This is a genomic window from Agrobacterium sp. CNPSo 2736 (assembly GCF_004005385.1).
GTDB lineage: Bacteria > Pseudomonadota > Alphaproteobacteria > Rhizobiales > Rhizobiaceae > Agrobacterium > Agrobacterium leguminum.
Genome location: NZ_RZTX01000001.1, coordinates 187,608 through 200,391, shown reverse-complemented (window position 1 = coordinate 200,391; position 12,784 = coordinate 187,608). Strand labels below are relative to the sequence as shown.

The 12,784-nt window shown below is 60.4% G+C and carries 12 protein-coding genes; 4 read left to right on the top strand and 8 right to left on the bottom strand.

The genetic code is table 11. The features are described 5' to 3' along the window. The first annotated feature begins 93 nt into the window (after nucleotides 1–93). Genes EM858_RS00905 through hutH form a run of 3 tightly spaced genes read left to right on the top strand, consistent with a single transcriptional unit; the run spans nucleotide 94 to nucleotide 3,275 of the window. Complete coding sequence (locus EM858_RS00905; protein WP_003519593.1) at nucleotides 94–951, top strand: proline/glycine betaine ABC transporter permease; 858 nt, start codon at nucleotides 94–96, stop codon at nucleotides 949–951. Further along, complete coding sequence (locus tag EM858_RS00900; RefSeq protein WP_003519594.1) at nucleotides 944–1,774, top strand: glycine betaine/L-proline ABC transporter ATP-binding protein; 831 nt, start codon at nucleotides 944–946, stop codon at nucleotides 1,772–1,774. Before EM858_RS00905 ends, EM858_RS00900 begins: the two co-directional genes overlap by 8 nt. Further along, nucleotides 1,767–3,275 (top strand): histidine ammonia-lyase, encoded by a 1,509-nt coding sequence (hutH, locus tag EM858_RS00895; protein WP_127755513.1) that lies wholly within the window; start codon nucleotides 1,767–1,769, stop codon nucleotides 3,273–3,275. Before EM858_RS00900 ends, hutH begins: the two co-directional genes overlap by 8 nt. A 42-nt stretch (nucleotides 3,276–3,317) precedes the next feature. Here hutH and EM858_RS00890 read toward each other — a convergent pair whose 3' ends face one another. From EM858_RS00890 to EM858_RS00855, 8 genes are all read right to left on the bottom strand, one after another. After that, complete coding sequence (locus EM858_RS00890; protein WP_080819568.1) at nucleotides 3,318–4,016, bottom strand: GntR family transcriptional regulator; 699 nt, start codon at nucleotides 4,014–4,016, stop codon at nucleotides 3,318–3,320. 142 nt (nucleotides 4,017–4,158) lie between these two features. Beyond that, the gene (purU, locus tag EM858_RS00885) at nucleotides 4,159–5,043 is read right to left on the bottom strand and encodes a formyltetrahydrofolate deformylase (RefSeq protein ID WP_078052082.1); all 885 of its coding nucleotides are present in this window, start codon (nucleotides 5,041–5,043) and stop codon (nucleotides 4,159–4,161) included. 193 nt (nucleotides 5,044–5,236) lie between these two features. Further along, nucleotides 5,237–6,544: a type III glutamate--ammonia ligase gene (gene glnT, locus EM858_RS00880; protein ID WP_127755512.1), complete on the bottom strand. Its 1,308-nt coding sequence runs from the start codon at nucleotides 6,542–6,544 to the stop codon at nucleotides 5,237–5,239. Nucleotides 6,545–6,629: 85 nt separating this feature from the next. Beyond that, nucleotides 6,630–7,958 (bottom strand): FMN-binding glutamate synthase family protein, encoded by a 1,329-nt coding sequence (locus EM858_RS00875; RefSeq protein ID WP_046799983.1) that lies wholly within the window; start codon nucleotides 7,956–7,958, stop codon nucleotides 6,630–6,632. Between the two features lie 16 nt (nucleotides 7,959–7,974). Beyond that, nucleotides 7,975–8,661 carry a GXGXG domain-containing protein gene (locus EM858_RS00870; protein WP_127755511.1) on the bottom strand — a complete coding sequence of 229 codons (687 nt, stop codon included), beginning with the start codon at nucleotides 8,659–8,661 and terminating at the stop codon, nucleotides 7,975–7,977. Nucleotides 8,662–8,697: 36 nt separating this feature from the next. Then, nucleotides 8,698–9,603, bottom strand: a complete 906-nt coding sequence (locus EM858_RS00865) for a glutamine amidotransferase family protein (RefSeq protein ID WP_127755510.1) — start codon at nucleotides 9,601–9,603, stop codon at nucleotides 8,698–8,700. Between the two features lie 96 nt (nucleotides 9,604–9,699). After that, a complete protein-coding gene (locus EM858_RS00860) occupies nucleotides 9,700–10,380 on the bottom strand; it encodes an XRE family transcriptional regulator (protein WP_162936883.1) in 681 nt (226 codons plus the stop codon). A gap of 34 nt (nucleotides 10,381–10,414) precedes the next feature. Beyond that, nucleotides 10,415–11,389: a GlxA family transcriptional regulator gene (locus EM858_RS00855; protein ID WP_127755509.1), complete on the bottom strand. Its 975-nt coding sequence runs from the start codon at nucleotides 11,387–11,389 to the stop codon at nucleotides 10,415–10,417. A gap of 89 nt (nucleotides 11,390–11,478) precedes the next feature. Here EM858_RS00855 and EM858_RS00850 point away from each other — a divergent pair, with 89 nt between their 5' ends. Further along, nucleotides 11,479–12,729: a sarcosine oxidase subunit beta family protein gene (locus EM858_RS00850; RefSeq protein WP_127755508.1), complete on the top strand. Its 1,251-nt coding sequence runs from the start codon at nucleotides 11,479–11,481 to the stop codon at nucleotides 12,727–12,729. Nucleotides 12,730–12,784 lie beyond the last annotated feature (55 nt).

Sequence of the window (12,784 nt, the reverse complement as noted above, 5' to 3'; positions counted from 1 at the left end):
ATCGCAGGCGCGCCGGGCTTCCGGCGCGCATTTTCCCGTCAGGACAGGGGCCGGCTCCCGGATGTGGGGTCGGCAGGCGCGAGGACGACACCAATGTTTCCTGAAGTTTTTCATATTTCCATCCGAGGCCCGATCAATGAGATCGTGCGTTCGCTGGTGGTGAATTACGGCTCCGTTTTCAAAGCAATCTCGCAGACGATCCTGCAGGCGATCCTCTTCGTGGAATGGGTGCTGCGCGGTCTGCCGTGGTGGGTCATTTTTCTGGTCTTCCTGGTTCTCGCCTGGTTCGCGGCGAAGAAGATTTCGCTCGTCATCATGGTGGCGGTGATGCTTTTCATCGTCGGCGCGCTCGGTCTCTGGGACCTGACGATGCAGACGCTGGCGCTAATGCTGATTGCCAGCCTCATCTCCATCGTCATCGGCGTGCCCATGGGCATCCTGCTTGCCAAAAGCGAGTGGGCAAGGCGCATCACCCTGCCGGTGCTCGACGTCATGCAGACCATGCCGAGCTTCGTCTATCTCATTCCCGCCATCATGCTTTTCGGCCTCGGCAAGGTTCCGGCCGTGCTGGCCACCATCGTTTATGCCGTGCCGCCGCTGATCCGCCTGACCGATCTCGGCATCCGGCAGGTGGACCGGGAAGTGGTGGAGGCGGCAACCGCATTTGGCGGCAGCCCGAGACAAATCCTCTTCGGCGTCGAATTGCCGCTCGCCACGCCCACGATCATGGCCGGCCTCAACCAGACGATCATGATGGCGCTCTCCATGGTCGTCGTCGCCTCGATGATCGGCGCGCGCGGCCTTGGCGAGCAGGTGCTGAACGGCATCCAGACGCTCGATGTCGGCAAGGGCCTCGAAGCGGGCCTCGGCATCGTTATTCTCGCAATCGTGCTCGATCGTATCACCCAGGGTTTTGGCCGATCCAGCCGGAAGGAGATGGGCAATGACTGATATCCATATCCGCAACGTGTCCAAGATCTTCGGCGGCAACTGGAAGGCTGCGCTCGCCATGGCGCAACAGGGCGCGGAAAAGAGCGACATCCTGGCAAAGACGGGATGCAGCGTTGGCCTCGACAATGTCAGCCTCGATATAGCGGGCGGCCGCATTTTCGTGATCATGGGCCTCTCCGGTTCCGGCAAGTCGACGCTGGTGCGCCACATCAACCGCCTTATCGAACCGACAAGCGGCGAGATTCTCGTCGGCGACGACAATGTTCTCGCACTAAAACCGAAAGATCTGCGCGACTTCCGCAACCGGCGCGTCAGCATGGTGTTCCAGAATTTCGGCCTGATGCCGCACCGCACCGTGTTGCAGAACGTCGTTTATGGCCAGCGCGTGCGCGGGTTGACCAAGGCCGACGCACGGCCCATCGGCATGAAGTGGATCGAGACCGTCGGCCTTTCAGGCTATGAGGACAAGTTTCCGCACCAGCTTTCCGGTGGCATGAAGCAGCGTGTCGGTCTGGCCCGCGCGCTGGCCGCCGATACCGACGTCATCCTGATGGACGAGGCCTTTTCGGCGCTCGATCCGCTGATCCGCGCCGACATGCAGGACCAGTTGCTGCAGCTCGAAAAGAACCTGCACAAGACCATCGTTTTCATCACCCACGATCTCGACGAGGCGCTCCGCATCGGCGCGCAGATCGCGATCCTGAAGGACGGCAAACTGGTGCAGGTGGGAACGCCGGACCAGATCCTCAACAGCCCCGCAAACGACTATGTCGCCCGTTTCGTGGAGCGCCGCACGGGTGCGGGAGAAGGCCAGCATGGCTGATACGATCACCATCGATCGTCCCCTCACCTGGCAAGAGATCGCCGCTGTTGCAAAAGGTGCGACGCTTTCCCTGTCGGATAAAGCGTGGCGGCGCATTGCCGAAGCACGCGCCATCGTCGATGCGCTGGTCGAAAAACGGGTTCGCGGTTACGGTATCAACACAGGTGTCGGCGCGCTCTGCGATGTGATCGTCGACATCTCGCAGCAGCAGGCCCTCTCCCGCAACATCCTGCTCAGCCACTCCTGCGGCGTCGGAGAACCGCTCGGACGCGAAGAAACGCGCGCCATCATGGCCGCCCAGATCAACAACTTCGCGCATGGTTATTCCGGCGTGCAGGTCAAGACGGTCGAAGCGCTGCTCGCCCTGCTGAATGGCGATATTCTTCCCGTTATTCCGTCAAAGGGCTCGGTGGGTTACCTCACCCATGCCGCGGCCATAGGTCTGGTGCTGATCGGCGAAGGCTGGGCCCGCCACGGCGGCGAACTCATCAGCGGCAGACAGGGGCTCGAAAAGCTTAACCTCGAACCCATGGTTCTGCAGGCAAAGGAGGGGCTCAGCCTCGTTAACGGCACACCCTGCGCCACCGGCCTCGCCAGCCTCGCGCTTGCCCGCACGACTTCGCTCCTTGACTGGGCCGATGCGGCAGCGGCGATGAGTTATGAAAACCTTGGTGCGCAGGCCGATCCCTTCGCCGCAGGGCCGCTGGCACTGCGCAGCTCGCCCGGCATCCAAACCGTCGGCGCAAATCTGCGCCAGCTTCTGGCGGCAAGCCCGCTTCTTGCCCGGTCGGCCGGATCGCGCACGCAGGATCCGCTCAGCCTGCGCGCCGTGCCGCAGGTGCATGGCGCCGTTCGCGACAGCGTCGCGCAGATCGCCGATGTCGTAGACCGCGAGCTCGCGAGTGTCACGGACAACCCGGTCGTCGGCGGCACGCCGCAGGCGCCCGAGGTCCACTCCCAGGCCCACGCCGTCGGTGCGGCGCTCGGGCTTGCCATGGATGGGCTGGCGACGGCCGCAGCCGAACTTGCGGCGATTTCCGAGCGGCGTATCGACCGGCTCGTCAACCCGCTTGTCAGCGGGCTGCCCGCCTTTCTGGCGGAAAGTGACGGTGTCTGTTCCGGTTTCATGATCATCCAGTACACGGCCGCAGCGCTTGCCGCGGAAAATCGCCGCCTCGCCGCCCCCGCCAGCCTCGATGGCGGCATCACCTCCGCCTTGCAGGAGGATATATTGACTCACGCCACCGCCGCTGCCGACAAGACGCTTTCGATTATCGGCAATCTGGAAACCATTCTGGCAATCGAGATCATGAGCGCCGCGCAGGCCTACGACATGCAGCCTGGCGAAGCCGGCCGTGCGCCCGGCACCGATAGGCTTTATCAGCACGTCCGGACGGCGGCGCCATTTTACCGCGACGACCAGCCGCTCAACAATCTGGTAGCTGCCGTTCGGGAAATGCTGCAAACCACGCTTGCGGGAATAGGTGCCGACGCAGGCTAGATACTGCGCCGGAAATTTTAGCCGAATACGAGGCGGAAGAGGTCACTCTTTGCCGCTCTTCTGGGCGATGAGAACGGCTTCCGCAATCGCGCTTGCGCTCGCGACATGGTCCAGAGCCGCCTTGTAAGCGGCGTCTCCGTCCCCCTGCCGGATGGCTTCGACGATCTTTTCCATTTGCGCCGGACCTTCGGTATCGCGGCTTTTCGTCTTGATCGTCATCGAACGAAGATGGTTGATCCGCACCGTCAGCAGATTGACGACGCCCCAGGCGACATGCCGGTCGATCTTGCTGAACAGCGTCTGATAAAAGGACGAGGTATGCGCCAGAACGCCCGGCATATCCCTGGCGACATAGCTTTCGCGGATATGCCTGAGCGACACTTCAAGCGCTTCCACGATGGCAGGATCGCGACGTTCCGCACAAAGGCGTGCCGCCATTCCCTCCAGCGCACCGCGAATTTCATAAATCTGCTTCGCCTCATCGAGATCGAGCATCGCGACCATCGGGCCCTTGTTCGGCAAATTCGCCACCAGCCCCTCGGATTCCAGATGCCGCAGGACCTCACGAACGATGGTGCGGGAAACGCCGAGCTGGGCGCAGAGATCGCGCTCGACCAGACGGTCGCCCGGGCGGAAATAACCGTTCACGATGGCGTCCCGGACCTTGTCGAGAGCGAGTTCCCTCAGCGTCTTTGTCGGGCGCTCAACGCGAATGGCAGTTCCGTGCGAAGCATCTGTCATGGTATCACCTCGTTTGACACCTCCCGTTTCTTTGCAACGCAGTTACGAACAAAGCGGGAAATGGCTTTTGTATTATGGCGTACCAGCTTATTTAGCGCCGTGCTCTGCTTAAGGCAACATCAGCGCGGCTCACGCAGAATGCTCATCCCATTCTTTCCGAAGCGTAAGAGCCGGGACCGGGGGGAAACACCACGGTTCGGCTGCCATTCAGGAATACGCGCCGATGAATATGGGCGTGGATGGCACGCGCCAGCACCTGCGCTTCCACGTCGCGGCCGAGCGACACATAGTCTTCGGCCGACTGGGCATGGGTGATGCGCACGGTATCCTGCTCGATGATCGGTCCCTCATCCAGATCGGCGGTCACATAATGCGCCGTTGCACCGATCAGCTTCACACCGCGCTGATAGGCCTGCTTGTAAGGGTTGGCCCCCTTGAAGGACGGCAGGAAGGAGTGGTGGATATTGATGATCCTGCCCGACATCGCCTCGCACATCCTGTCGGAAAGCACCTGCATGTAACGCGCCAGCACGATGAGTTCCGTACCCGAGCTTTCCACGATCTCCATGATCCGGGCTTCGGCCTGCGGTTTGTTCTCTTTCGTCACCGGAATGTGGTGGAACGGAATGTCGTGATTGACGACGACCTTCTGATAATCGAAATGGTTGGAAACCACACCGACAATATCGATCGGCAGCGCCCCGATGCGCCAGCGGTAGAGCAGGTCATTGAGGCAATGGCCGAAGCGCGACACCATCAAAAGAACCTTCATCCGCTCTGCCTGGTCGTGCAGCGCCACCTCCATGCCGAATTTTTCCGATATCGGAGCAAGCCCGGCCATCAACGCGTCGCGCGTCGCGCCCTCCTCGGAGATGAAACCCACGCGTATGAAAAAACGGCCGGTGCCGAGATCGTCGAATTGCGAACTGTCGACGATGTTGCACCCCTTCTCAGCGAGAAAGCCTGAAAGGGCGGCGACAATGCCGCGGGTTGATTTGCATGTCACGGTCAGGACGAAGTTCGTCATCTGGCACTCTTTCTGTCATCGATAAAGCACGTCCCCCAAAAGTGTGCAGCGGTTTTGGGACCAAGACATGTTTAAAAACAAAGATCTAAAGCGCGTGGCATGAACCAGATTGGACGCGACGCACTTTAGTGAAAAACCCCGCGCTTTTGATCAGCGCGGGGAAAAGCCGCAAGGACGGCGGGGAAAACCGGGCTCAGACGTCGAGGGTGGTCTGATGCTCCCATGCGGTGAATTGCGAACAATAGCTGTTCCACTCACCCTGCTTGAGCTTCAGATAGGCCTTGGAGAATTCAGTGCCGAGTGCCTGCTGCAATTCCGCATCTTTCTCATATTCGCGCAGCGCATCGAGAAGGTTGAGCGGCAGCTTCGGTGCATCCGTGATCTTGTGGCCCTCGCGATACATATCGATATCGTAGTGCGGACCGGGATCGGCCTTGGAGCGGACACCGGAAAGACCGGCGGCGATGATGATGGCCTGCAGCAGATAGGGGTTCACGGCTCCATCCGGCAGGCGCAGTTCGAACCGTCCCGGTCCCGGAACGCGCACCATATGGGTGCGGTTATTGCCGGTCCAGGTCACCGTATTCGGCGCCCAGGTCGCGCCGGAAATCGTTCGCGGCGCGTTGATGCGCTTGTAGGAATTGACCGTCGGATTGGTGACGGCCGCAAGAGCGGACGCATGCTTCATGATACCGCCGAGAAACGTCTTGCCCTTGGCCGACAGACCGAAAGGCATTTCCCTGTCGGCAAAGGCGTTGACCTTGCCGTCGATGTCCCAGACCGAAATATGGGCATGGCAGCCATTGCCGGTCAGACCCTTGAAAGGCTTCGGCATGAAGGTGGCGCGCAGCCCGTGTTTTTCGGCGACGGATTTGACCATGAATTTGAAGAAGGAATGTTTATCTGCGGTCTGCAGCGCGTCGTCATATTCCCAGTTCATCTCGAACTGGCCGTTCGCGTCCTCATGGTCGTTCTGGTAGGGCTTCCAGCCCAACTCCAGCATGTAATCGCAAATCTCGGCGATCACATCGTAGCGGCGCATCACCGCCTGCTGGTCGTAGCAGGGCTTCTCCGCCGTATCGTATTCGTCGGAGATTTTCGCACCATCCGGCGAAATCAGGAAAAATTCCGGCTCCACGCCGGTCTTGACCCTGAGCCCTTCGCTTGCCGCCTCAGCGATGAGCTTTTTCAGCACCACGCGCGGCGCCTGCTCCACCGGCTGGTCTTCCATCACGCAATCGGCGGCGACCCAGGCGACATCCTTTTTCCAGGGGAGCTGGATGACCGAGGAGGCGTCGGGCACGGCGAATAGATCGGGATGGGCGGGCGTCAGATCGAACCAGGTGGCGAAGCCCGCAAAACCCGCGCCATCCTTCTGCATATCGGCAATGGCTTCTGCGGGAACCAGCTTGGCGCGCTGGCCGCCGAAGAGATCGGTATAACTGATCATGAAATATTTGATGCCCTTTTCGGCAGCAAATTTGGAGAGATCCAGTGTCACGTCATTCCCCTTTTTTTGAATATCAGACACTTCATCGAAAAAAGACGGGCACATCCTCCCAAATGCGCCCGTCCGTTCTTATGGCTTAAAAACTGCCTTTGCCCGGGAACCAGTTGGTTCCCGCAAGCGGAACCTGCGCCATGGCGGCAGCCTCCATCGTCAGCGCCACCAGATCTTCCGGCTCCAGATTATGGAGATGGTTCTTGCCGCAGGCACGCGCGATGGTCTGCGCCTCGAGCGTCATGACCTTCAGATAATTGGCAAGGCGGCGGCCGGCGGCGACGGGATCGAGGCGTGCTGCCAATTCCGGGTCCTGCGTAGTGATGCCGGCGGGGTCTTTGCCCTCGTGCCAGTCATCATAAGCGCCGGCCGTGGTGCCGAGTTTCTGATATTCCGCTTCCCAATGCGGATCATTATCGCCCAGCGCCACAAGCGCTGCAGTTCCAATCGCAACCGCATCGGCACCGAGCGCCAACGCCTTTGCGACATCAGCGCCTGAGCGAATGCCGCCGGAGACGATGAGCTGCACCTTGCGGTGCATGCCGAGATCCTGCAACGCCTGCACGGCGGGGCGAATGCAGGCAAGCGTGGGCATGCCGACATTTTCGATGAAGACATCCTGCGTGGCCGCCGTGCCGCCCTGCATGCCATCCAGCACCACCACATCGGCACCGGCCTTCACCGCCAGCGCCGTATCGTAATAGGGCCGTGCACCGCCAACCTTGATATAGATCGGCTTTTCCCAGTCGGTAATTTCACGCAGTTCGAGGATCTTGATTTCCAGATCGTCCGGTCCGGTCCAATCGGGATGACGGCAGGCGGAGCGCTGGTCGATGCCCTTCGGCAGGTTGCGCATATTGGCGACGCGATCGGAAATCTTCTGGCCGAGCAACATGCCGCCGCCGCCCGGTTTCGCGCCCTGACCGACGACGACCTCGATGGCGTCCGCACGGCGCAAATCCTTCGGGTTCATGCCGTAACGGGAGGGCAGATACTGGTAAACCAGCGTCTGGCTGTGGCCGCGCTCCTCATCCGTCATGCCGCCATCGCCCGTGGTGGTGGAGGTGCCGGCGATTGTCGCACCACGGCCGAGCGCTTCCTTGGCATTGCCTGACAGAGCGCCAAAGCTCATGCCGGCAATGGTGATCGGCGTTTTCAGCGTGATCGGCTTCTTGGCGAAGCGCGTGCCGAGCGTCACGGTCGTATCGCATTTCTCGCGATAACCTTCGAGCGGATAACGCGAGATGGACGCGCCGAGAAACAGGAGATCGTCGAAATGCGGCACCTTGCGCTTGGTGCCCGCACCGCGAATGTCATAGATGCCGGTCGCCGCCGCGCGGCGGATTTCCGCCAGCGTGTGGTCATCGAAGGTTGCGGATTTGCGCGGCGGGGTGAAGGGGTTGTGATAGCTCATCGGAAAATCCCTCGCCTCAATACGCGTCGGCGTTGTCGATGTTGAAATTGTAGAGCGTGCGGGCCGAGCCGTAGCGCTTGAACTCGTCAGGGCTGACATCCGTGACGCCGGCCCTTTGTAGAAGTTCTGCGAGCTTTTCGAGATGTTCGGGCCGCATCTCCTTCTCGATGCAATCGGCACCGAGGCTCTTCACCGAACCGCGCACAAAGAGCTTCGCCTCATAAAGGGAATCGCCCAGCGCATCGCCCGCATCGCCGCAGACGACGAGGTGGCCGGACTGGCCCATGAAGGCCGACATGTGGCCGATATTGCCCTTCACGACGATATCGATGCCCTTCATGGAAATGCCGCAGCGTGAGGCGGCATTGCCCTTGATGACCAGAAGCCCGCCGCGGCCTGTCGCGCCGGCATATTGCGAGGCGTCGCCCTCGATGACGACCGTGCCGGACATCATGTTCTCAGCGACACCCGGCCCGGCCGAGCCGTGCACGGTGACGTTGCCGCCATCATTCATGCCGGCGCAATAATAACCGACCGAACCGTGCACATCGACGGTGACGGGGCTGTCGATGCCGACCGCCACGGCATGGTGGCCGCGGGGATTGACGACCTCGAATTCGGTGTCGTTCGCGCCCGAGGAAAGACCGTGGAGCGCCTTGTTGAGTTCACGCAGCGGCGTGTGGGAGAGATCGAAAACTGGCATGGATTATGACTTTCAAAACAGGCGCCGATGACGGTCTCAGGCGGCCTTTTCATGGTCCCAGAAATAGACGGTCGCCGGTTCCGGCTCCCAGACGCGGGCATTTTCAATGCCGGGCAGATTGACCAGAGCGCGATACTCAGAGCCGAAAGCGACATATCGGTCGGTCTCGGCCATGACAGCAGGCTTGCAGGCGATGGGATCACGCACCACGCCAAAACCGGATTTAGTGCCGACGACGAAAGTGAAGAAACCATCGAGATCATCGAGCGCGCCGGTCAGCGCCTCGCCCAGATCCTTGCCCTTGGCCATTTCCGCCGTGAGATAGGCGGCGGCGACTTCCGAGTCATTCTGGGTCTCGAAGACCATGCCTTCGCGCACCAGTTCGCGGCGCAGATTATTGTGGTTGGAAAGCGAGCCGTTATGCACCAGGCACTGGTCTGCGCCGGTGGAGAAAGGATGCGCGCCAAGCGTCGTCACCGCCGATTCCGTCGCCATGCGGGTGTGGCCGATGCCATGGCTGCCGGCCATGGAGCGCACGTCGAAACGGGTGACGACATCCTTCGGAAGACCGGTTTCCTTGTAGATTTCGACGCTGTCGCCGGAACCCATGACACGCACGTTCGGGCGGATTGCGGAAAGAACCGGACGGATACCATCCAGTTTTTCGGCGGGAATATCGAGAACCGCATGAGTGCTCTTCACCGTGACAACGGCATCGACGCCGCTTTCCTTCAACGCTTCGGTGAGGCCGGAAAAATCGGCGGTAGGATCGGCCGACTGGATCGTCACTTTCGCCCGGCCATCGGCAGCGCTTCCGTAGATCGCGATGCCGGCCGAATCCGGGCCGCGATCGGTCATGGTGACGAGCATGTCCGAAAGCAACTGACCCAGCTGCGGTTCAAGGCTTTTGTCTTTCAGGAATAGTCCAACAATGCCGCACATCGACAGGCGCCTCCATTCGTTTCTGAATGAAGGGCTAACATATGGAATTCCATCCCGTCAACTATCAGGAATATTTTTTTCTTCTAAGGCAAATTATCAATCGTTGCCTAGTCGCCTTTGCGGGTAGGAAATGATCGACAGATAACGCGCGGGAAGCTTCACCAATTCCTCCGGCCCGTGCGGCGCATCGGCGTCGAAAAACAGGCTATCGCCGGCCTGCATGGTGAAAAGCTGCTCGCCGTGGCGGTAAACCACCTCGCCTTCCAGCATGTAGAGAAACTCCATTCCCTCATGCTGGAAGGTCGGGAACACGTCTGAATCCTTGGTCAGCGTGATGAGATAGGGCTCGACGGTGACGCCGCTGGTATTGTTGTCGATATGGCCGAGCAGGCTGTATTGATGACCGGCGCGAGTGCCCCTGCGCTCGATATTCACGCCCTGCCCCGCCTTGACGAAGGTGGCGCTGCGCGGCTCCTCGAAACCGCGAAAGAAGGCCGTGATCGGCACACCCAGAGCCTTTGAAAGCGTCTGCAGCGTGGTGAGCGACGGCGAGATATTGCCGTTTTCGATCTTGGAAAGCATGCCCACGGAAACGCCGGTGGCCGATGCAAGATCGGTGACCGTGATGCCGAGTTTCTTGCGATAGGCGCGCACCTCGTGGCCAATCGCCATTTCCAGATTATTGACCCTTGGCTCGCGGACGGCATGGGGATCCTGCGACAGGAACTGCGCAGTTTCGGTCTTGGTGGTGTCCTTCGCCATGGTGTCCTCCGGCATTATCGTGTTTTCCCTTCCTTACAGGAAAACTATTTTAATTCAGAGGAAATCTTTGTCGCAGTGTATTTGGAGTATGGCCGAACCGGGCCTTGAAGCTTCCGGAAAAATGCCCGGCGCTTGAGAAGCCGGTGGCGAAGGCCACTTCGGCAATGGAGAGCGGGCTTTGCTCCAGCAGCCGCCGGGCGTGATCGAGGCGGATCGCGCGGTATGTTTCCAGAAACGTTGTTTTCAGATGGGTTGCGAAAAGCCGGTCGAGGTGACGCGCGCTGGTTCCCGCCAGTTTCGCCATGGTCTGCCGGTCGAGCGGGCTTTCAATAGTCGTTTCCATTTTTTCCAGCACGGTCAGCAAGGCCGGATGGTTGGTGCCATGGCGCTCCGCGGCGGAACCCCTTTGCGGCGCGCCGGGTTCGGCCACGGCCGTATGCAGATACCAGTCGCTGACACGCCGTGCGAAATGAGCGCCCATTCTTTGCGAAATCATCGCGTGCATCATGTCGAGGGGCGCGACGCCGCCGGCGCAGGTGATGCGGTCCCCGTCGAAAACGAACCGCGCCTGCCGGGGCGTGAGGTGGCCGAAGGCCTCTTTCAGCACCGGCGCATGCTCCCAGTGAATGGTGAAATCGCGGTTTTCCAGCAATCCTGCCGCCGCCAGCACATAAGCGCCGCTGGAAATGCCCCCGATCCGGACACCCTGCCGCGCCAGCCGCCTTAACGTCCCGTAGGAATTTTCCGCAACGATCCAATCCTGCGGCCCGCCCCCCGCGCAGACGAAGATCGTGTGGCATCTCTCGCCTGCGGTGGCGAGTGTCTCGCAGCCGACAATGATACCGGAAGAACTCCTGACGGCCTCGCCATCGAAAGACAGGGGAACCACATCGTAAAGATCGGTTCCGGCGATCAGATTGGCGGCCCGCAATGGCTCCGCGGCCGAGGCGTAGGACATCAGCGCGAAATTCGGAACCAGAATGAAACCAATGCGCTGGACATTCTTCTGCTCAATGATCGTCATGTCTCTTTTTTAAATCATTATGTCCCTTATTTGCAATTCCCTTTCGAACGACCCCGGTAAGCTTGCGCGATATCGTTCGAGGTACGCAGATGCGCTATTCCGCCTTCTCCATTTTCAAAAACGGCCTTTTCGGCAACAAGGCGTGGAAACCCGCCTGGCGGGACGTGTCTCCGAAACCGCATTATGACGTCATCATCGTTGGCGGCGGCGGACACGGGCTGGCGACGGCCTATTATCTTGCGAAAGAATTCGGCGTCACCAATGTCGCGGTGCTGGAAAAAAACTACATCGGCTCAGGCAATGTCGGTCGCAACACCACGATCATTCGCTCCAATTATCTGCTGCCGGGTAACAATCCCTTCTACGAGCTTTCGATGAAGCTGTGGGAAGGGCTGGAGCAGGATTTCAATTTCAACGCCATGGTTTCCCAGCGCGGCGTGCTGAACCTCTATCATTCGGATGCACAGCGCGACGCCTATACAAGGCGCGGAAACGCCATGCGGCTGCACGGCGTCGATGCCGAATTGCTGGACCGCGCCGCAGTCAAAACCATGCTGCCGTTTCTCGATTTCGAAAACGCCCGCTTTCCGGTGCAGGGCGGCCTGCTGCAAAGACGCGGCGGCACCGTGCGTCACGATGCCGTGGCCTGGGGTTATGCGCGCGGTGCAGACAGCCGCGGCGTCGATATCATCCAGGGCTGCGAGGTAACCGGCATTCGCCGCGAAAACGGCAGGGTCGTGGGTGTGGAGACCAGCAGGGGCTTCATCGGCTGCGGTAAGCTGGCGCTCGCAGCAGCCGGCAATTCCTCGCAGGTGGCTGCCATGGCCGGGCTGAAACTGCCAGTCGAAAGCCATGTGCTGCAGGCTTTCGTGTCTGAAGGGCTTAAACCCTTCATCGACGGCGTCGTCACCTTCGGGGCCGGCCATTTTTACGTTTCGCAATCGGACAAGGGCGGCCTCGTCTTCGGCGGCGATATAGACGGCTACAATTCTTATGCCCAGCGCGGCAATCTGGCGACGGTCGAACATGTCGCGGAGGCAGGCAAGGCGATGATACCGGCGCTCTCCCGCGTCCGGGTGCTACGCTCCTGGGGCGGCATCATGGATATGTCGATGGATGGTTCGCCGATCATCGACCGGACCCCTATCGACAATCTCTACCTGAATGCCGGCTGGTGTTATGGCGGCTTCAAGGCGACGCCCGCTTCCGGTTTCTGCTTCGCCCATCTTCTGGCGCGCGGCGCACCGCAGGAAACGGCAACGGCCTTCCGGCTGGACCGCTTCCGGCGCGGTTATCTCATCGATGAAAAGGGCCAGGGAGCCCAGCCCAACCTTCACTAAATTTATAGCGGGATTTCAGGCGAAAACCGCTCACACTTTTCGCCATCCCGCTATC